Source organism: Nocardioides sp. YIM B13467, from assembly GCF_042788075.1.
Classification (GTDB): Bacteria; Actinomycetota; Actinomycetes; order Propionibacteriales; family Nocardioidaceae; genus Nocardioides.
In genome coordinates this window covers 1,178,292-1,197,127 of sequence record NZ_JBHZPJ010000046.1, presented here as the reverse complement: position 1 = coordinate 1,197,127, position 18,836 = coordinate 1,178,292, and the positions used below count along the sequence as shown (strand labels likewise).

The following is an 18,836-nucleotide window of genomic DNA, read 5'->3' as shown; positions in this document are numbered from 1 at the left end:
CATGCACATCCGCCCCCACCTGCGCGGCGTCGCGGTCCTCGCGGCCGTCGTCCTCGCGGCGACCGCTTGCGGCTCACGATCCGAGAGCCCGACCGACACGCTGCGCATCGCCGGACCCTTCGAGCTGCACAGCCTCGAGTCGTCCGCGGACGGCTACTTCTTCACCCGGCTCCAGGTCACCGAGACCCTGGTGACCGCCGACATCGACGGTGCTCTCGCACCCGGCCTGGCCACGTCGTGGGCCGCCGAGGACGACAACAGGACCTGGACCTTCGACCTGGTCGAGGACGCCGAGTTCCACGACGGCGAGCCGATGACCGCCGAGAACGTCGTCGCCGTTCTCGAGAAGGTCGAAGCCGAGGCTGCCAGTCCGCTGGCCGATGTCGGCGTCGAGGCGATCCGCGCGGAGGGCGGCTCGGTGGTGATCGAGCTCGCAGACTCCTACGTCTCCCTGCCTGCGGTGCTCAGCCACTACAGCACCGCGATCCTGGCCCCCTCGGCCTACGACGAGGAGGGGAAGGTCGAGGACGTCATCGGCACCGGGCCCTACCGGATCGAGACGATCCAGATGCCCTCCCGCATCGAGACCGTACGTGTCGCCGACTGGCGTGGCGAGGAGCCCGACGTCGAGAAGGTCTCCTTCCAGGCCGTCGGCCGCGCCGAGAGCCGCGCGGTCATGGCCACCAGCGACCAGGCCGACGTGGTCTTCGGGCTCGAGCCGGCCGGTCGCGAGCGGGTCGAGAAGGCCGACGGCGTGGACATGGTCTCGACCCTGCAGCCCCGCACGATCCACATGAAGATGAACGCCGGTGACCCGGCGCTGAAGGACGTACGCGTCCGGCAGGCGATCAGCCTGGCGCTGGACCGGGAGGCGATCGCCGAGGCGGTGCTGAGGGAGAAGGAGCTCGCCGCGACCCAGCTGATGCCGCCGACCCTGAAGGACTGGGACGCCGACCTCGAGCCGCTGACCTACGACACCGAGGGTGCCAAGGCGCTGCTGGCCGACGCGGGCTGGAAGGCCGGCGCCGACGGCACTCTCACGAAGAACGGCGACCCGCTGCGGCTCGAGCTGCTGACCTACCCCGACCGGCCCGAGCTGCCGGCGCTGGCAACCGCCATCCAGGCCGAGCTCGCCAAGGTCGGCGTGCAGGTAGACGTCGAGGTCTCCAACTCCAGCGAGATCCCGGCCAAGCACGCCGACGGCACTCTTCAGATGGCGCTCGTCGCCCAGTTCTTCGCGCTGGTCACCGACCCGCTGCCGACGGTCGCCGACACCTTCGGAGAGGGTGGGTCCGACTGGGGCGCCATGGGCTGGAGCGACCCCGCCGTCGCGGAGGCCGTGGCCGCGCTGACGACGGGAGCCGAAGGTGCCGAGGGCGCCGCTCACCGCGAGACGATCGTGCGGGCGGCTCAGGAACAGCTGCCGCTGGTCCCGGTCGCGTGGTACCGGATGAACGCCGCGGTCAGCGACCGGGTCGACGGGTTCGTCCTGGACTCCCTCGAGACCACCTGGCGGATCACCGACGTCGAGCTGGCGTCGTGAGGACGCGAGTCGTCGGGGGCGTCCTCGTCCGGCGGGCGGCGCAGGCTCTCACGGTGGCGGTGGGCGTATCGGCGCTGTGCTTCGTGATCACCCAGCGGCTGCCGGGGGACATCGCCTATCGGATCGCGGCGGGCCGCTACGGCTACGACATGGTCGACGCGGCCGCGGCCGCCCAGGTGCGCGACGAGCTGGGACTCGACCAGCCGCTGTGGCAGCAGCTCGGCGCGTGGGTGCTCGACCTCCTCCAGCTGGACCTGGGCCGGTCGCTGGTCACCTCCCAGCCGGTGCTCGAGGAGGTCGGGTTCTACCTGGCGGGCACACTGCAGCTCGCCGGGCTCGCGATCGTGATCGCGGTCGTCCTGGGTGCCGGGATCGGGGTCGTGGCCGCGCGCCGGCCGGGCGGGATCGCCGACCGGTTCGCATCGCTGTGGGTCGCCGGCGTACGTGCCGTGCCACCGTTCCTGCTGGGACTGCTGCTGATGATCGTGCTCTCGGCGCAGCTGGGACTCTTCCCAGCGGTCGGGCACGGCGGCGGGAGCATCGTGCTGCCCGCGCTGACGTTGGGGCTCGGACTGTCCGGGCTCATCGCGCGGGTGACCAGGGACGCCGTCGTGGAGGTCCGCGGCTCGGCGTACGTGGAGTTCGCCCAGACCAAGGGGCTGGCCGAGAGGTGGGTGCTGGTCAGACACGTGGTGCGGAATGCCGCGGTCGTGCTGGTGCCGTACCTCGGGGTGCAGTTCGTCGTGCTGATCGAAGGAGTCGTCGTCGTGGAGAGCCTCTTCGCCTGGGACGGGCTGGGCCACTCGCTGGTCCACGCCGTGTTCTGGCGTGACATCCCGGTGCTGCAGGCGTCCGCGCTGGTGCTGGCGCTGCTGATCGTGCTGGTCAACACGCTGGTCGACCTGGCCGTCGCCTGGCTCGACCCGCGGCCGCGGGGACGGGCGGTGGCCGCATGAGCATGCTGATGCTGGAACAGACGCTCGGGTCCCGGCCTCAGCGGTCGTGGACTCGGATCGCCGCTGTCGGTGGGCTGGTCCTGATCGCCGCGTTCGCGCTGGTCGGGCCGCTGGTGCTGCCCGATCCCGCGAGTCAGGACCTGGCTCGCTACCTGCAGCCGCCGTCGCTGTCGGACCCGCTCGGGACCGACGACTACGGGCGTAGCGTCGCTTCCCGGGTAGCGCACGCCACCCGGGTCTCGCTGCTGCTCGCGCTGGTGTGCGTGGCGACCGCGCTGGTGCTCGGCTGCGTCGCCGGGGTCGCCTCGGCCTGGTTCGGTGGCTGGGTCGACGCGCTGCTGCGCTCGGTCTCGGAGGCCTTCGTGGCGGTGCCGGCGTTGCTCGTGGTGCTGCTGGTCTCGGCGCTCGCCGCGCCCGGGAGCATGGTGGCGCTGTATGTGGGGCTCGCGCTGGTGCAGTGGGTGGAGTTCTTCCGGGTGGTGCGGGCACGCAGCGCCCTGGTGCTCGGCGCACCCGCCGTGGAGGCGGCCGGCCTGCTCCAGCTCGGCTGGATCCATGTCGTCCGTCGCCATCTGTGGCCGGCACTGCGTCCGCTGCTCGTGACGCTGGCCTCGCTCGGCATGGTCACCTCGATCCTGGCGATGTCGACGCTCGGCTTCGTCAAGGTCGGCCTCCAGCCGCCACGCGCGGAGCTCGGCCTGATGATCACCGAGTCGTTTCCGTTCTACGACGCGGCGCCGTGGATGCCGCTGGCCCCGGTCGGGGTCCTGTTCCTGCTCACCGTCTGCCTGCTCGGACTGCGATCCCCGGAGGAGGGGCGATGAACCTGAAAGCCACCGGAGTGGTCGTACGCAGCGGACCGCTCGTCCTCGCCGACGTACCCGAGGTGCGGATCGAGGCCGGGCGTGCGCTCTCGATCGTCGGCGAGAGTGGCTCGGGCAAGTCGGTGCTCGCCCACGCGCTCATGGGTACGCTGCCGGCCGAGCTGGCTGCCGTCGGGTCGCTGACGGTCGGGGACGAGTCGTTCGACCTGGCCGACCGGGGTGGCCGGCGGAAGCTGTGGGGCCGTGAGGTCGCCCTGCTTCCGCAGGAGCCCGCGCTCGCGCTCGACCCGACCATGCGGGTGCGCGCCCAGGTCGCCGAGGGCGCACCGGGCTGGTCGCCACGCAGCGCCTCCGCGGCCCGGGCCGCCGATCACCGGCTGGGCCAGGTCGGGCTGGCCGACTCGGGCAGGGCCTACCCGCACACTCTCTCGGGCGGCATGGCCCAGCGGGTCGCGTACGCCGCGGCGACCATCGGCGGGGCCAGGCTGCTGATCCTCGACGAGCCGTCCAAGGGCCTCGACAGGGCGTCGGTCGACCAGCTCGCCGACCTGCTGCTCAGCCACCTCGACGAGGGTGGCCTGCTGCTCACCATCACCCACGATCTGCGCCTGGCCCGCCGGCTCGGGGGAGAGGTGATGGTGATGCGCGAGGCAGCCGTGGTCGAGTCCGGGCCGGCCGAGGAGGTGCTGGCCACGCCCACCGGCGACTACACCCGACGCCTGCTGGCAGCCGAGCCCTCACGCTGGGACCACCGCTGGATGCGTTCACAGGCGCCTGGCGGGAGCGAGCTCCTGGTCGGCGCCTCCGGTCTCGCGAAGGCGTACGCCCACGGGCCGGTCTTCGAGGGCCTCGACCTCGAGATCAGGGCTGGCGAGCGGGTCGCGATCACCGGGCCCAGCGGCGCGGGCAAGACGACGCTCGGCAACGCGCTGCTCGGTCTGACCCGGCTCGACGCGGGGTCGGTGACGTACGGAGACGGCGTGGTCCGGGGAAGGCTGCAGAAGCTCTACCAGGACCCGGCTCTCTCCTTCCCGCAGCAGGTGAGCCTGGAGAAGGCGCTCGGCGACGTGATGCGGCGCCACGGTGTGGGCGTGGCGGAGGTGCGTGCGTCGCTGGAGCGGCTCGGCCTGCCCTACGAGATCCTGCGCCGCCGACCGGGGCAGGTCTCCGGTGGTGAGCTGCAGCGGATCGCGGTCGTGCGGGCGATGCTGCCTCGTCCTGCGCTCGTCTTCGCCGACGAGGCCACCTCGCGGCTCGACCTGGTCACCCAGGAGCAGACCGTCGACGCGCTGATGAGCGAGATCGACGAGAGCGGGGCCGCGCTGCTGCTGGTCACCCACGACACCGACCTGTCGGCTGCCGTCGCCGACCGGGAGATCGCGCTCTGAGGAACAGTCCTCTGAGAACAGGCATCAAATGAAGGAAAGGCCGGGTCATGACGACCCGGCCTTTCTTAGGTGTCCAGGGACTCAGCCCTTGGCGACCCGCTCCTTGAACGCGGAGCCGGCCTTGAACGCCGGGCCCTTCGAGGCCGGGATCTTGATCTCGGCGCCGGTCTGCGGGTTGCGGCCGGTGCGAGCCGAGCGCTCGCGCGACTCGAACGTACCGAAGCCAGGCAGCGTGACCTTGTCGCCGTTGGCAACGGCCGCGCTGATCGCCTCGATGGCGGCACCCAGGGCGGCGGAGGCCTGCGTCTGGGTGATCTCGGCCTGCTTGGCGATTTCGCTCACCAGGTCGGTGCGGTTCATGCGATCTCCTTTAATCGTTGATCCGAGCCGCAAAGGTTGACGAGATGCGGCTCGTCGCCAGCGTAGGCCAGACCTGGGGATCTTCAACGTTCACGCGCCGCGTGTCCCGCGTGGTTACGGGCTTTGCGGGCCTTTGGGGGAGTCTTCGGAGGCCTCGCGCGAGGTGATGTCGACGACCCGGTCCATCCCGGCGAGGGTCTGCGGCCGGTGGGAGACGACCAGCATCGTGGCCGGAAGGGTGCCGAGCAGGTCGGTGACCTGACGCGCGGAGGCCTCGTCGAGGTCGGCGGTGGGCTCGTCCAGCACCAGGATCCGCGGACGATGCAGGACGGCGCGTGCCAGCCGCAGTCGAGCCCGTTGTCCACCGCTGAGGCGGAGGCCGGCCTCGCCGATGTGGCTCTCCGCGGTGACCGTGTCGGTGAGGCCGAGCCGGGTCAGCAGGTCCTCGATCTCGGCGTCGGTCGTCGAGGGGCCGGCGATCGCCTCGCGTACGGTGCCGGAGAAGAGCGCGCCGTCCTGCTCGACCGTGGACAGCGCGGCCCGGAGGGCGGCGTCGTCGACAGCCGAGATCGGTACGTGGCCGTCGGCCGAGTCGGTGAGTTCGACGGCGCCGGTGTCGGGGTCCCAGAGGCGGCTGGCCAGCGCCACGACGGTGGACTTGCCCGCTCCTGAGGGGCCGCGGAGCCCGACGTGCTCCCCGGGCGCGATGGTGATGCCGAACCCGTCCAGGACCCGCCGGTCGTCGTAGCCGAAGCCCACCTCGCTCATCCTGAGGCCGAGCGGCCCCTCGGGTAGGGGCGCCTGGGGGGTGTCGAGGGTGAGCACGGACGGGCGGGCGAGCTCGGTGCCGACCCGGGCGGCGGCCGCGCGCAGCGCGGGCAGGCGGGCGCAGGTCGCCGCGGCGTCGGCCACCGGGGCGACCGTCGCGAGCGCGAGGACGACCAGGGCGGCGACCTGCTCGGCGGCGACGTCACGGCCGAGGACACTGACCAGCACGCCCACGCCGGCGAGAGTCACCGCCGCCTCGCGTGCTCCGGCGAGCACGCGATGGGTGGTCTCGAGCCGGCCCGCGGCCCGGGCGGCCTCGGCGCCGGTATCCCTGATCTGACGACGGACCGGTTCGTGGATGCCGTAGCCCAGCACCTCGCGGAGGCCGCCGAGCACGTCGACGACACGGTCGGAGAGGGCACCGGTCGCCTCGACGACCTCGTGTCCGAGAGTCTCCAGGCGGCGCCGGCCGAGCGGGACCGTCGCGAGTACGAGCGCGAGCGCCGCGAGGGTGACCAGCGCGAGCATGGGCTCCACGACGGTGAGGAGGACCAGGCCGAGAAGCGCGTTGACCGCCGCCGCGACGAGCTGAGCCACGGTGTGGGCGTAGAAGAACTCCAGGCGCTCTGTGTCGGCCATCGCGGTCGAGGCGGCACGGCCGACGTTCTCGCGACGCCGGGTCGGCAACGCGACCGCGTAGCGGTCGAAGAGCGCCATCCGGAGCCGGGCGAGCACCCGGAACGCGAGCGCGTGGGAGGCATCCATCTCGCCCCAGGTCAGTAGCGCTCGGAGGATCACCAGGCCGGCCAGCAGGGCCCAGAACCAGCCCGGCGGGGCGTCGCGGAGAACGACGGCGCGCCCGACGGCGGCGGCGAGCAGCACCGAGATCGCGCCCAGGCACACCTGGCTGACGACCACCAGCACGATGGTGGCGACGATGGCACGGCGCTCGCCGCCGAGATGACGGAGCAGCCCGGTGAGCGGCCGGGCGGGGGCTGGTGCGGTCATACGTGGCTCCCGTCGAGCAGCGGTGTCAGTTGGCCGTGGGTGAGCTCGAGGACGCGCTCGACCCCGTCGAGCGACTCCTCGCGGTGGGCGACGACGATGACGATGCGGTCGGCGGAGAGCCGTGCGAGCGTGGCGGTCACGGTGCGTGCCGAGGCCGGGTCGAGGGCGCTGGTCGGCTCGTCGGCGAGGAGGACGGGGCGGTCCGAGAGGACCGCCCGGGCCAGCGCGATCCGCTGGCGCTGACCGCCCGACAGGCTCGCTCCGGCGCTGGCGATCGGGGTGTCGAGACCGGTGGGGAGGCTGCGTACCTCCTGCTCGATGCCGGCCGCCGCGCACGCCTCCCACAGGTCGTTCTCGCTGGCGTCGGGGTGGGCGACCCGGAGGTTCTCGCGGACCGTTCCCTCGAAGAGCACGGGCCGCTGCGAGACCACCGCCACGTCGGAGGTACGCACCGGGCGGCCGTCCAGCAGAACCCGGCCGCCGGTGGGGGAGAGGTGGGTGAGGACCAGGTCGAGGAGGGTGGTCTTCCCGGCGCCGCTCGGGCCGACTACGGCGGTGACGGTGCCGGGCTCGAAGCGCTCCCGGGCGCCGTCGAGGATGGCCGGTCCGTCGGGGTAGGCGAACGAGACGTCGTCGAGGACGAGCGCCGCCGTGGGCGACACGGTCCGGTCCACCTCGGGAGGGCCGACTTCCGGGGCGTCGTGGTGCCCGCCGACGCCGAGCCCGCGGAGCGCCGGGACGGCGGAGGTCCCGAGGTAGCCCGCGTGCCAGGCGCCGGAGAGGTCCCGGATCGGCCGGAAGACCTCGCTCACCAGCATCAGCGCCAGGTAGAGCTCGGCCGGCGGCACCCCCGTCCCGCTCACGCTCGCGACCAGCGCGAGGCCGGCGGCGGCGACCGTGCCGCCCTGGACCGCGAGGTCGATGAGCGCGGTGTCGAGCAGCGAAGTACGCATCACCCTCACCGTCGCGCGGTGCAGCTCCTCGCTCCGGCGGGCCATCCGGGCACGGGTCTCCGCGACCCGCCCGAGCAGGCGCAGGGTCGCCATCCCGCGCAGGGCCTCGAGCAGGTCGGAGCCGAGGGCCTCGTAGGTGTCCCAGTGGTCGTCCGAGCGTCGTCGCATGAGTTGCTTCCACAGCAGCGGAGCGGTCAGGGCACCGACCGCGGCCAACCCGGCGGCGAGCCCGGAGAGCGGGTGGACGAGCACCAGCAGGACCGTCACGACCGGGATCAGCACGAGGGCTTGGGCGAGCGCCGGCAGATAGCGGGTGACGTAGGCGTCGACCCCGTCGACCCCGTCGACGAGCGCCGTCCTCAGGCCCCCGTCTCGCCGGCCGGGGTCGTGCAGGGCCTCAGGGACCAGGACGCCTCGCAGCGCCTCGTCCCGCACCCCGAGGCGTACGTCCTCACCCAGCCGTGCCGCGGTGGTCGCCTGCACCCAGGACAGCAGCCAGCGCACCGCCACGATCCCGGCGATCCACAGCGCTGCCGCGACCGCCCGGTCGTCGTCGTGATCGACCACCGCGAAGAGCCCCTGGGCCAGGGCATAGGCCTGCGGGAGGTAGGACGCGGTCACGAGGACCTGCAGGCCGACGGTGGCCGCGGCCGGGGCCGGATGTCGCAGCGCGGTGCGCAGAAGCAGCTTGTCCACCATCATGCGGTGGCTCCGTTCTCGAGGATGGCGATGGCGTGGACCAGCGGGCGGGTCTCCATCGGGCGTGTGCAGAACCCGGAGACGGCGCGGACGCCATGGCCCCGGGCGGTCAGTGAGTAGGTGTGGCGGGCGGCCTGGCGATGGATCTGCCACAGCCGGGCGTAGCCGGTGGCGTCGAGCCGTAGCGGTCGCGGCCAGCCGATGACCCGGTCGGCGCCGAGCACCCAGGACTGGCCGCTCTGCCGCGCGGCCTGGGTGCCGGGTGGGATGCCGGGGATCTGGTCGCGGCGCTCGTGGAAGCGATCCAGCCCAGGGCTGCGTCGCGAGCAGAGCGCGGCGGAGGCGACCTCGTCGAGGTGCGGGTCGCGGGGCAGCCGGATCCGGGCGAGCGCGATCTCGGGCACGAGGCCGCGCTCGAGCCACCATGCGGCCTGCGCCGCTCGGGGCAGGCCGAGGGCGCGGCGGGCCGCGGCGAGGTCGGACCAGTCCTCGGGCAGGTAGGCGTCCGGGACCAGGAGGAGCAGTGCCTCCAGCGCGTACGCCGCATCGGCGACCCACAGCGGCCATGCCCGGTGGCGGTAGCGGCCGAAAGTTCGTCCCGGCTGGACCGTGAGGACGATCTCGACATGGCCGGGTGCGGACCGTCCCGGTCGGGGCTCGGAGCGACGGACGAGCGTCTCGGCCGACGGGTGGTAGACATAGCGGCCGTCGCTGAGCGGCCGCCCGTGGCCAGGAGGCACCACCAGGTGCCACTGCACGGGGTAGGCGCCACCTGCCGAGGGGACCGCCCGGCGCGGGACCGTCGTCGGGGTCCCGTCGGGGCGCGGATGGTGACCGCGTGCCCGCCACAGCCGGTGGATCGCCGTCGCCGGTGTGCCGCTGACCTCGACGGGCTCGCCGGGCCAGCGGTTCTCGCGGGGCCCCGGAGGCAGCGGATCGCCCGGGAGGTCGGGCGAGAAGGCGGTCTCGAGGAGCGCGGCGCTCGAGGTCATGTCGCGTCTCCGGATCACATGTGAGGCGGCGGGCACAGGGCCAGCGGTTCGTGGAGATCGACCGGGTCCCAGCCGCGGCGCAGTGCGGCCTCGGCGAAGCGCGGCATCCCGAGGTAGCGGAACGCGGCCGGGGCGTTGGGCACCAGGCCGGTGACGAAGGTTCGTACGACCCGCAGCGGCGTCTGTGCCACATCCCGTGTCGTGAGGTCCCGGGTGATCACCCGATGACCGCCCTCGTGCAGGCGACGGCGCACCTCGGCGACGTCGGTGGCCGGCACCTCGGAGACCGGGACGATGCCCAGGGCCGGCGCCGTGAACCGGTCGGCGAGCCGGTGCACCCGGGGATCGAGCCAGACCTGGACGTGGGCGCCGAGGTCGCGGACCCGGGTGAAGTCCGGCCCTGCCGAGTCCAGGTAGCGGCGGTCCTCGCGGTGGTCGAGGTAGAGGCCGGGAGCCATCAGCCCGGCACGTACGGCCTGGAAGACCCAGCCGTCGGCGTCACGGCAGCCGAGCGTGTAGATCCAGGTGTGGACCGCCTCGAGCACCGCCTTGCGGACGGCGCGGACCGGGTCGGTGGATGCCGAGAAGCCGGCGGCGTAGACACCCGTCTCCCGGTCGCGGACGAGCGCGGCCATCGCCGGGGCGAGCTCGGTGGGCATCCGGACGACGTGCACGTCGAGCGGTGCGCCCTCCAGGTCGGCGCTGAGCCCCGGAACCGAGCCGGTGTCGATCCCCTGGGCCGGTCCGCCGTGGTGCCACCACACCTCGAGGGCGTCGCGCTCGACGACCTCGAGAAGACCACGGTCGTGGGCGTCGGCGGTGCCCTGGCCCGTGGCGATGCCGGCGTAGTTGAGGTGGAAGACGCGGTCCAGGTGAGCGAACCGCCGCTGGCGCCAGTTGAGCCCGATGAGGGCGTGCGGCATCCAGACGTCGGTCGCCGGATCGGTCCGTCCGTCGGCCGGCTGTTCCTGGCAACGGCTCCACAGCGTCGGCAGCTCGTCGTCGAGCGCGCGGTAGGGGAAGTCGGGCCGGGCCAGCTGCGCCGAGCTCCAGCGGGGGAGGTCGTCGAGGTCGATGACTCGAAGGCCCTGGTCCCGCAGCTCGGCGGCGGTCCCGGTCCGGTAGTCGGCGGGGTCGGGCCGGTCGGGGATGAAGTTGCCGCAGTAGCGCTCCACCCCCTCCGCGATCGCGGCGATCCGGGCACCCGCGACATCGCCGAAGGTGGTGCCGAGCGATACCCGGTCGGCCGGCCAGTCGCCGAGCCAGCGCGCATCGGAGACCTCGGCGGTCAGCGAGGTGTAGCGCAACGGCGCCCGTTCGGGGCGCAGCACCTCGCGCACCCGCCGGATCAGTCCGGTCTCCTTGTCCACCAGACGCTCGACGTCCAGCGGTGGCATCGCTGACCTGGTCATGCGTGTCCTCTCTCGGTTGCCGGCACGGTCGTGGCAAGCCGCCGCGCGGACCAGGTCCGGGAGGCGACATCGAGCCGGAGCTCTCGCCCGGGAGCGGGCTCGTCGTGGGTGAGCCAGCGCAGGATCGTGCGGCCGGGGGAGCCGGCAGCGTCGTACGCCGCCCGCAGCGCGGGGTCTGGGGTGTCGATGCCGAGGTCGTGGCCCCAGGGACCGCTGACCAGGGCGCTGCCGACCCCGCTGCGGGCACCCCACCCGACAGCCAGCCGGCGGGCGTACGCGTCGAACGGGTCGGCGTCGCCGGTGACGACCAGCAGCGGCGCGGTGACGTCGCCGAAGTGGTCGGGCAGATCGAGTGCCGGGGTGGTCCACAGCTCGCGGAACGCGTCGAGACGTGCCGGGTCCCAGCCGAGACGAGCCGCGGCTGCCATCGGTCCCTCGCGGTCGGCGACCGCGGCCGCGGCCCGCAGGACAGACGGGTCCAACGCCGCCTCGTCCTCGCGCGCGAACCCGTGGATCGCCCACCAGCCGAGCCGATCCAGGTGCTGCGAGATCCCGTCGGCCGAGTAGGCGGTCTCGTACGCCCCGAGGGCCGGCACCACGGCGACCACGCGGGTCACCCGCGCGTCCGTCCGAGCGGTCTCGAGGGCGGTGTGGGCGGCATAGGAGGCGCCGTAGGCCACCACCGGTGTCCGGGGGCAGCGCTGGTACAGAGCATCGACGGTGTCGGTTCCGTCGAGGGCCTCGGCGGCGTAGGGCCGCCAGGTGCCCGCGGAGGAGTAGCGGCCGCGTACGTCCTGGACCAGGCAGTCGAAGCCGTGACGCGCCAGCGACCTGGCCAGCGGCAGGTGCGCCCGGGCGTCGTACGGGGTTCGCACGAGCACGACGGCACGTGCGGTGCCGACCGAGCGGACGAGCCAGCCGCCGAGGACGACTCCGTCGCGGGTGCTGACCGGGAAGGGACTGGCCTCCGGATCGGTCACTGCGCGGATTCCTGCGGCCGCGATGCCGGTTCGTCGAAGCCGAGGACCGTGTGGGTGCGTTCGCGCAGGCCGTCACCGACGACGCGCAGCAGACGCCGGTGCTCGGCGAGCGTGGGATCGTCGGCGGCCCAGTCCTCCAGGATGGCCAGGCAGCGAGCGACCGTGAGGGTCAGCGTCGCGCGGCGCAGCGGCCGTGGGTCGCGGTGGCCGCTCGCGAGCCACGAGGAGAGCTCGGGGGCGGCGGGGGACGCGGCCAGCCGACGGCGGCTGACCTGGTCGGGGGTCGCTTCGCTGCCGTCGACGACGAGGGGGAAGATCAGCATCCGGCCGCCCTCGCGTCGACCGCGCAGCAGGACCGATCCGTCAGCGTTGAGGTGCTCGAGACGCTCCTCGAGCTCGGCGTCCGGCCGCTGCGGAACCTCGCGTACGTCCACCACCGCATCGATGCGCGGAGGCGTCCGGGCCCCGTCGTCGCGGATGACCTCGGCGCCTGAGCGCGCGAGCTCGGCGGCGAGTGCGCGGCTGAGCCGGCCACGGCCGAGGACCAGGACGCTGCGCCGGCCCTCGGGCCATCGTGAGGCCAGGGCTCGCTGGTCGCGTTCCAGCGCGGCGCGGCGTACCCGGAGCAGGTAGCGGTAGGTCGACAGCCGGCCGGGGCCGGGCAGGTCGTGCAGCCTGAGGAAGTCGCCCGACCCGGTACGCAGCGCCGGCATGTCGGTCGAGAGGCGCACCTCGCCGCGGGCGGCGGGGAGTGGGCGCCAGTCGTGTCTGGGGTACATCGGGTCTCCTGGCTGCTCGGTGGTCATGGTTCGGACAGGGCCGGGGGTGCCGGGCTCGTCAGTCCGGCACCCCCGCGATCAGACGGTGGCCAGGTCGCCCGAACGGCACTGAGTGCTCACCCGTCGGCGATCAGTCGAAGGGGTTCTCGACCAGCGCGTTGGAGTGGGTGGCGGAAAGGTGCGCCAGCTGCTCGGTGTCCTCGATCTCGCTCACGATGTCGTTGTTCATCGGCTGTCTCCTCTGTCGGATCGTTCGGCCCGGCGTCGCCGGGGCCCGCTGGTGCGGACAGCGGCAAACGTATATGAGAATCATTCCCAATACCAGTAGTGTGTCCCAACATGAGCCCCACACTCGTCCTGGCAGACCATCGCGCCGGCCGTTGGCGTACCTCCGAACCCGGTGGTGCGCCGGGCCCGTGGTCGAGGGCGACGCTGGCCGAGCACGCGGGCGTCCTCGCCCTCCCGGCAGGCGCTCCGGGCGGGGCGCGGGCGGTGTTCGCGGACGACGCGCTCGGCACGCTCGTGGTGATCGACGGCGCAGGTCAGGCGCGGAGAGTGCCGGTCGCGATCCCTGCCGAGCATCTCGCCTGCGACCCCACCGGGCGTTACGTCGTCGTCACCACGGGCCTGGGCGCCTCGTGGGATCCGTGGAGCGATCTGGTCACGGTCGTGGACCTGGCCGACCCGAGCGGCACCACCGCGGCGCGGGTGCGGGTCCGCACCGGCGAACCGGGCGTCGTGATCGTTCCGGATGTCGGAACAGGAGAGCCGATGGTCGTGCTGCGACACCGCGAGCCCGGCGAGGCGGAGGTCATCCCGCTGCACCACCTGCTCCGCGCCGGGCCGCACTGCCCGGTCGTACGCGGCGAGCGCCTGAAGCTCGCGGGCGACCTCGGGCACGGCGACGCCGCCGACCACCGGTCCGGAGTCGTCCACCTGTCCACCGAGGCGGGCGTCGAACGACTCCGGGTCGCTGATGGCCGGGCCGAGCGCCTGGAGACCTGGCCGTGGCCGGTGCCCGGCCGGGCGTACTTCCTCCGCTTCGATCCGGCGCTGGGGATCGTCTGCTCCGTACGTGGAGCCGACTCCGACGCCGGGCAGTGGCACACCTGGACCAACCACCTGGTGCGCTGGAGCCCGGACGGTGCGGCCGAGGTGACCCGGACCGGCGACGGCTTGGTGTTCCGGCCTGACGCGACCGGTGGAACGGTCGCCTGGACGATCGTGCATCCCGACGGCGACCGGCTGGCGATGCTCACCGACGGCCGGCTCAGCGAGGTCGAGCTCCCGCCGATGAGCGCGTCCCCGCGTCCCGGTGTCGCTCCGTGGGATCCCGTCGGGGACAGGTCCGCACAACGGCGGGCGCTGGCGCTGGTCTCCGACGACCTGGCCGCGGTCACGCGCGGAGGCGACGGCGAGCTCCACCTCGTCGGCCGCACGGGCATCGAGTCGACCATCGACCTGGGTTCTCCCTTCGACGAGGGCGGGCACCTGGGCGTCATCAGGCTTTCCGAGACCTGGGTCGACGGGGTGGGGCGGTGAGGCGCGCGAGCGTGCGCGACGCGCTGCGTCGTGCCGAGCGGTCGGGTCGTCCGGGACTGCCGCTGGGCCGGTTCCGGCTGTCCCGGCGCTCTGGCGACCTGCTTGCGGTCCTCGTCGACGAGGACGGCGGGCTCGTCCTCGACCCGGGCGTGAGGATCCAGGGTTTCGCGCCGTCGCCGGACGGGCACCTGGTCGCCCTCGAGGTCAGCGACGACGGCTCCGAGAACGGGCGCGTGGTCGTCGTGGACACGTCGTCGCGGACCTCGACCGAGCTTCCGGACGTGGGGGTGAGGCACGCGCGGATGGCCTGGGCCGGCGAGGACGTGTTCTTCGTCGACACCCTGGGTCGCTGCCTGCGGGTCCGGCGCGGCGGACCGCCACGGACGCTGTTCACCACCGCCGCCGGTGAGCGCGCGACGCCGATCGGCGTCGGCGGCACGATGGTCGTCGCCCGGACCGACGAGGTGCGGACCCGGCTGGTCGGCATCGACGGCTCGGAGATCCTCGAGCTCCCGAGGGTCCGCAGCGTCAGCGCCGCGGCGGACACGTTGCTGGCGGTGACCGGCGACGAGCTGGTGAGCCTCCGGATGCCCGGGCCGGCACCAGCACGATGTCGACTGGAGACCCTGCCGGGAGTCCCCGTCCACGCCCAGGCGGTTCCCGGCGGCTGCCTGGTCCACCTGGTCCGGGACGGCCACTCCGTGGTCGTCCGCCTCGCCGCCGATGCCGGAGTCCTCGCGCCGACGCAGACCATCGCCGTCTCGGAGGAGCAGGACGTACGTACCGTCTCCGGCCTCTCCTGGGCGCAGGACCGCGCCTGGGTGCGGATCGAGTCGCCGGCCGAGGCACCGCGGGTGATAGCGCTCGAGGATGCGGCACGCTCGACGAGCGAGGGCCCGCGGTCGCGACTGACCACCGTGTGCGCGGAGGACGTCGCCGAGATCGAGCTGATCCTGACCGGAGACCCCGGCGGCCCGACCCTTCTGGAGGTCTACGGCGGGTTCGGGATCGTCGACCTCCCGGCCTTCGAGCCCTCGGTCGCCGCCTGGTGCGAGCTCGGCGGGCTGCACGTGACCGCCCGGCTGCGCGGCGGAGGCGGGGCGGGCACGCCCTGGCACACCTCGGGGCAGGGCGCGGGCAAGGCGCGTACGGTCGCCGACGCGGTCACCGTCGCGCGCGAGCTGGTGCGCCTGGGCCTGACCCGGCCGGAACGGCTTGTGCTTGCCGGGGCGTCGCTCGGCGGACTGGTCGCCGTCTCCGCGGCGCTCGCGGAGCCGGGCCTCGTCGCCGGGGTCGCCTGCACGGCCGCGCCGCTCGACCCGCACCGCATCGGCGAGCATCCGGGCGCGCGGCACTGGGCCGAGGAGTTCGGCGACCCGAGCGATCCGGCGGTGCGCGCCGCCATGGACGACTACTCGCCGTTCGAGCGCGCCAGTCGTTTCCCGGGCGCGCGCTGGCCTCGCTTCCTGCTGACCACCTTCGCGGAGGACTCCCGGGTCGCGGCCGCACCCAGCGACCGTCTCGCCGAGGCGCTCACGGCTCGCGGCGTCGAGGTCGTACGCAGCCACCGCCCACGGATGGGCCACGGCGGCAACCACCTCGACGCCGTGCACGACTTCGCCGCCTCCGTCCTCGACTTCGCCCTCGACTCAGCACGCGTTTCCACAGGAGTGTGATGACCCCCACCGATATCTCCGTGCCCACGGACGACGTCTCGCCACCGGTGCTCCCGCGGCCCGGCCGCATCCTGGTGCCCGCCGCCATCGCCCGGCGCAGATGGCGCGCCCGGGTGCTGACCATCGGCCTCGCGGCCGCCCTCCTCGTCGTCATCGCGCTGTCCGCGTCGTCGGGCACCGTCGATCTGAGCGCGCTCGACGCTGCCAGGCTCGTCACCGGGCACCTGCTGCCGGGGATGCCGTGGATGAGCGACGGCACCTACACCGTGCTGCAGGACCAGGTGGTGTGGCAGTTCCGGCTGCCACGTGCGTTGCTGGCCGCTCTGGCCGGCGCGGCGCTGAGCCTGGCCGGGGTGTTCATCCAGGCAGTCGTACGCAACCCGCTGGCCGAGCCGGCGATCATCGGCGTCTCCTCGGGGGCAGGTGTGGGCGCGGTCTCCGTGGTCGTCCTGGGCGCGGCGGCGGTTGGCGCCTGGATCGGCACCGCGGCGTTCCTGGGCGCCGCGGTCGCGACCGCCGCGGTGTTCTGGGTGGCGTACAAGAACGGCAGCATCGCCCCGCAGCGCCTGGTGCTGACCGGGGTGGCGCTGGGCACGTTCTTCAGCGCGATCACCAGCTATCTCACCCTCACGACCGAGGCGCAGAACGTCTTCAGCGTGATGTTCTTCCTGCTGGGCTCGGTCTCCGCCGCCACGATGACCGATCTCGCCGGCCCGCTGGTGGCCCTCGTGGTCGCGCTCGCTGTCTCGGTCACCACTGGACGCGCGGTCAACGCGCTCCAGGTCGGCGACGAGACGGCTACGGCGCTCGGGGTCCGGGTGAACCGGCTGCGGTCGGTCCTGCTGCTCGCCGCCGCGCTGCTCACCGGCACCGTGGTCTCGGTCGCCGGCGGGATCGGCTTCGTCGGTCTGGTGGTCCCGCACATCGCCCGGGTCCTGGTCGGCTCCGACCACCGGCGGATCGTCCCCGTGGCGGTGTTCGGCGGCGCTCTGTTCCTGTGCGGCGCGGACCTGATCGCCCGGACCGTCTCGGCACCCGCCGAGGTGCCGCTGGGGATCGTCACCGCGCTGATCGGCGTGCCGTTCTTCCTGTGGCTGATGCGCGGCCGGGCCGCCGACGAGCAGGGGATGGCGCGATGAGGCTCGAGACGCTGGACCTCACCCTGAAACGGGGCAGCCGGGAGGTCGTCACCGCGGCCTCGGTCGTGGTGGAGCCGGGGGAGGTCCTCGGCCTGCTCGGCGCCAACGGCAGCGGCAAGTCGACCATCCTGCGCGCCTGCTTCGGCGCCCTCCGGCCCGTCTCGGGTCAGGTTCGTCTCGACGGAGCCGACGTCGCCACCATGAGCCGGCGCGAGATCGCTCGCCGGGTCGCGGTGATGGCCCAGGAGCCGCCGGACGAGTTCGGGCTCACCGTCGCCGAGAGCGTGTTGCTGGGGCGTACGCCGCACCGCGGAGTGCTCGGTCGCGACAGTCCCGAGGACTGGCTGGTGGTCGGCCGGGCGATGGGGCTGGCGGGCGTCTCGGCGCTGGCCGACCGGCCGGTGCACCGGCTATCGGGCGGCGAGCGGCAGCGTACGTTGCTCGCCCGGGCGATCGCCCAGGAGGCCGAGCTCCTGCTCCTCGACGAGCCCACCAACCACCTGGACGTCTCCTACCGCTTCGAGCTGATGCACACCGTCGCCGAGCTCGGAATCACCACCGTGGTCGCACTGCACGAGCTCGACCTCGCGCTGGCCTACTGCGACCGGGTCGCGGTGCTCGACCGCGGGCACGTCGTCGCCCTCGGGAAGCCCGCGGACATCCTCACGCCCGATCTGGTGCGCGAGGTCTTCGGTGTGGAGGCCAGCCGGATCACCGATCCCGAGGCCGGCACCCCACACCTGCTCCTGCGCGGGACGTCCGCGCGGGTTCGAGAGAGGAACACATGAACACCACCCCACTGCTGCGCACCGTTCCGGCGGCAGCGCTCACGCTCCTGGCCGCGACCGGATGCGGCGGCACCGGCGTCCAGAACGACGCCGCGGCGAAAGATGAGGCCGCCGAGGGCTATCCGGTGACCGTGGAGAACTGCGGCCGCGAGATCACGGTCGAGTCGGCTCCGAAGCGCATCGTCGGGCTCAGCCCGGCGCAGACAGAGCTGCTCGTACGCCTCGGGGTCGCCGACCGGCTCGTCGGCCAGGCGCAGACTGCCATGCACGAGCTCCCCGCGGACGTCGCGGCGGACGCGAGCGACGTGCCCGAGCTGAGCACGGACGCGCCGCCGGCCCGCGAGCAGCTCCTCGACGTCCAGCCCGACGCGGTCGTCGCCCCGACCGAGTACGAGTTCACCGCCGAGCAGGGTTTCGCCACGATCGACCAGCTCACCGACGCCGGGGTGATGACCTACGTCGCCGCCGGCGGCTGCCCCGAGCGCCGTTCCACGGGTGAGGTCACCGACCTGTTCACCGACCTGGAGGCACTCGGGAGCATCTTCGGGGTCTCGGGCGCCGCGGACGAGCTGGTCGCCGAGACGCGAGGGGACCTCGAGGCGGTCGAGAAGGCCGTGCAGGACCGCCCGCGACCCACGGTCGCCCAGCTCTTCGTCGAGGGCAAGACGCTCTCCGCGATCGGCGCCGGCGTGGAGTACGACATGATCGAGCGCGCCGGCGGCGAGAACGTCTTCAGCCCGGACGAGGAGCTCTTCGCCCAGTTCTTCTCCGCGGTCGTCTCACCTGAGGAGGTCGCCGCACGCAACCCCGACGCCATCGTGTTCGCCGTCCGGGAGGAGTCCGAGGCCGGGCGGGTCGAGGCGTACCTGCGCAAGACCTTCCCCGACGTCACCGCCGTCAAGGAGGACCGCTTCATCGCCCTGCGCACCCCGGACACGTTCCCGGGCACGCTCGGCAACGTCACCGCCGTGCGGACGATCGCGGAGGGCCTGCACCCCGACGCGTTCTGAGCCGGGCCCGAGTCGGATC

The 18,836-nt window shown here is 73.2% G+C and carries 17 protein-coding genes; 9 read left to right on the top strand and 8 right to left on the bottom strand.

Annotation, left to right across the window (positions count from 1 at the left end):
• Window position 1 precedes the first annotated feature (1 nt).
• The 4 genes from ACFX43_RS12995 to ACFX43_RS12980 are packed head-to-tail and all read left to right on the top strand — an operon-like array spanning window position 2 to window position 4,711.
• On the top strand, window positions 2–1,543 hold the full coding sequence (locus ACFX43_RS12995) for an ABC transporter substrate-binding protein (RefSeq protein ID WP_378821555.1): 1,542 nt from the start codon (window positions 2–4) through the stop codon (window positions 1,541–1,543).
• Complete coding sequence (locus tag ACFX43_RS12990) at window positions 1,540–2,499, top strand: ABC transporter permease (protein ID WP_378821546.1); 960 nt, start codon at window positions 1,540–1,542, stop codon at window positions 2,497–2,499. The genes ACFX43_RS12995 and ACFX43_RS12990 overlap by 4 nt, the downstream gene beginning before the upstream one ends.
• Complete coding sequence (locus tag ACFX43_RS12985; protein WP_378821536.1) at window positions 2,496–3,323, top strand: ABC transporter permease; 828 nt, start codon at window positions 2,496–2,498, stop codon at window positions 3,321–3,323. Before ACFX43_RS12990 ends, ACFX43_RS12985 begins: the two co-directional genes overlap by 4 nt.
• Window positions 3,320–4,711, top strand: coding sequence for an ABC transporter ATP-binding protein (locus ACFX43_RS12980; protein ID WP_378821532.1), 1,392 nt, complete (start codon window positions 3,320–3,322; stop codon window positions 4,709–4,711). The genes ACFX43_RS12985 and ACFX43_RS12980 overlap by 4 nt, the downstream gene beginning before the upstream one ends.
• An 81-nt stretch (window positions 4,712–4,792) precedes the next feature.
• On the opposite strand, the gene ACFX43_RS12975 is transcribed toward ACFX43_RS12980, so the two are convergent.
• From ACFX43_RS12975 to amiA, 8 genes are all read right to left on the bottom strand, one after another.
• Window positions 4,793–5,086, bottom strand: a complete 294-nt coding sequence (locus tag ACFX43_RS12975) for an HU family DNA-binding protein (RefSeq protein WP_378840858.1) — start codon at window positions 5,084–5,086, stop codon at window positions 4,793–4,795.
• 99 nt (window positions 5,087–5,185) lie between these two features.
• Complete coding sequence (locus ACFX43_RS12970; protein WP_378821525.1) at window positions 5,186–6,847, bottom strand: ATP-binding cassette domain-containing protein; 1,662 nt, start codon at window positions 6,845–6,847, stop codon at window positions 5,186–5,188.
• Window positions 6,844–8,502 (bottom strand): ABC transporter ATP-binding protein/permease, encoded by a 1,659-nt coding sequence (locus ACFX43_RS12965; RefSeq protein ID WP_378821523.1) that lies wholly within the window; start codon window positions 8,500–8,502, stop codon window positions 6,844–6,846. The genes ACFX43_RS12970 and ACFX43_RS12965 overlap by 4 nt, the downstream gene beginning before the upstream one ends.
• Window positions 8,499–9,491: a hypothetical protein gene (locus tag ACFX43_RS12960; protein ID WP_378821521.1), complete on the bottom strand. Its 993-nt coding sequence runs from the start codon at window positions 9,489–9,491 to the stop codon at window positions 8,499–8,501. Before ACFX43_RS12960 ends, ACFX43_RS12965 begins: the two co-directional genes overlap by 4 nt.
• Window positions 9,492–9,505: 14 nt before the next feature.
• Window positions 9,506–10,903: a YcaO-like family protein gene (locus tag ACFX43_RS12955; RefSeq protein ID WP_378821518.1), complete on the bottom strand. Its 1,398-nt coding sequence runs from the start codon at window positions 10,901–10,903 to the stop codon at window positions 9,506–9,508.
• On the bottom strand, window positions 10,900–11,883 hold the full coding sequence (locus tag ACFX43_RS12950) for a CocE/NonD family hydrolase (protein ID WP_378821513.1): 984 nt from the start codon (window positions 11,881–11,883) through the stop codon (window positions 10,900–10,902). The genes ACFX43_RS12955 and ACFX43_RS12950 overlap by 4 nt, the downstream gene beginning before the upstream one ends.
• Entirely contained in the window at window positions 11,880–12,662 is a 783-nt protein-coding gene (locus ACFX43_RS12945) for a hypothetical protein (RefSeq protein WP_378821503.1), read from the bottom strand. The genes ACFX43_RS12950 and ACFX43_RS12945 overlap by 4 nt, the downstream gene beginning before the upstream one ends.
• Window positions 12,663–12,792: 130 nt before the next feature.
• The gene (gene amiA, locus ACFX43_RS12940; protein WP_241248494.1) at window positions 12,793–12,891 is read right to left on the bottom strand and encodes a streptamidine family RiPP; all 99 of its coding nucleotides are present in this window, start codon (window positions 12,889–12,891) and stop codon (window positions 12,793–12,795) included.
• A gap of 110 nt (window positions 12,892–13,001) precedes the next feature.
• On the opposite strand from amiA, the gene ACFX43_RS12935 reads away from it, so the two are divergent.
• The 5 genes from ACFX43_RS12935 to ACFX43_RS12915 are packed head-to-tail and all read left to right on the top strand — an operon-like array spanning window position 13,002 to window position 18,817.
• Complete coding sequence (locus ACFX43_RS12935; protein ID WP_378821499.1) at window positions 13,002–14,204, top strand: hypothetical protein; 1,203 nt, start codon at window positions 13,002–13,004, stop codon at window positions 14,202–14,204.
• Window positions 14,201–15,880 (top strand): prolyl oligopeptidase family serine peptidase, encoded by a 1,680-nt coding sequence (locus tag ACFX43_RS12930; protein ID WP_378821493.1) that lies wholly within the window; start codon window positions 14,201–14,203, stop codon window positions 15,878–15,880. Before ACFX43_RS12935 ends, ACFX43_RS12930 begins: the two co-directional genes overlap by 4 nt.
• Entirely contained in the window at window positions 15,880–17,019 is a 1,140-nt protein-coding gene (locus ACFX43_RS12925; protein WP_378821488.1) for a FecCD family ABC transporter permease, read from the top strand. Before ACFX43_RS12930 ends, ACFX43_RS12925 begins: the two co-directional genes overlap by 1 nt.
• A complete protein-coding gene (locus ACFX43_RS12920) occupies window positions 17,016–17,807 on the top strand; it encodes an ABC transporter ATP-binding protein (RefSeq protein ID WP_378821480.1) in 792 nt (263 codons plus the stop codon). The genes ACFX43_RS12925 and ACFX43_RS12920 overlap by 4 nt, the downstream gene beginning before the upstream one ends.
• Window positions 17,804–18,817, top strand: a complete 1,014-nt coding sequence (locus tag ACFX43_RS12915; protein ID WP_378821462.1) for an ABC transporter substrate-binding protein — start codon at window positions 17,804–17,806, stop codon at window positions 18,815–18,817. The genes ACFX43_RS12920 and ACFX43_RS12915 overlap by 4 nt, the downstream gene beginning before the upstream one ends.
• The last annotated feature ends 19 nt before the right edge of the window (window positions 18,818–18,836 follow it).

Bases quoted from the DNA above. Each gene is read 5' to 3' on its own strand.
- ACFX43_RS12995 (WP_378821555.1), top strand. From the start codon at position 2: ATGCACATCCGCCCCCACCTGCGCGGCGTCGCGGTCCTCGCGGCCGTC.
- ACFX43_RS12935 (WP_378821499.1), top strand. From the start codon at position 13,002: ATGAGCCCCACACTCGTCCTGGCAGACCATCGCGCCGGCCGTTGGCGT.
- ACFX43_RS12945 (WP_378821503.1), bottom strand. From the start codon at position 12,662: ATGTACCCCAGACACGACTGGCGCCCACTCCCCGCCGCCCGCGGCGAG.
- ACFX43_RS12915 (WP_378821462.1), top strand. From the start codon at position 17,804: ATGAACACCACCCCACTGCTGCGCACCGTTCCGGCGGCAGCGCTCACG.
- ACFX43_RS12925 (WP_378821488.1), top strand. From the start codon at position 15,880: ATGACCCCCACCGATATCTCCGTGCCCACGGACGACGTCTCGCCACCG.
- ACFX43_RS12960 (WP_378821521.1), bottom strand. From the start codon at position 9,491: ATGACCTCGAGCGCCGCGCTCCTCGAGACCGCCTTCTCGCCCGACCTC.
- amiA (WP_241248494.1), bottom strand. From the start codon at position 12,891: ATGAACAACGACATCGTGAGCGAGATCGAGGACACCGAGCAGCTGGCG.
- ACFX43_RS12965 (WP_378821523.1), bottom strand. From the start codon at position 8,502: ATGATGGTGGACAAGCTGCTTCTGCGCACCGCGCTGCGACATCCGGCC.
- ACFX43_RS12920 (WP_378821480.1), top strand. From the start codon at position 17,016: ATGAGGCTCGAGACGCTGGACCTCACCCTGAAACGGGGCAGCCGGGAG.
- ACFX43_RS12985 (WP_378821536.1), top strand. From the start codon at position 2,496: ATGAGCATGCTGATGCTGGAACAGACGCTCGGGTCCCGGCCTCAGCGG.
- ACFX43_RS12970 (WP_378821525.1), bottom strand. From the start codon at position 6,847: ATGACCGCACCAGCCCCCGCCCGGCCGCTCACCGGGCTGCTCCGTCAT.
- ACFX43_RS12955 (WP_378821518.1), bottom strand. From the start codon at position 10,903: ATGACCAGGTCAGCGATGCCACCGCTGGACGTCGAGCGTCTGGTGGAC.
- ACFX43_RS12980 (WP_378821532.1), top strand. From the start codon at position 3,320: ATGAACCTGAAAGCCACCGGAGTGGTCGTACGCAGCGGACCGCTCGTC.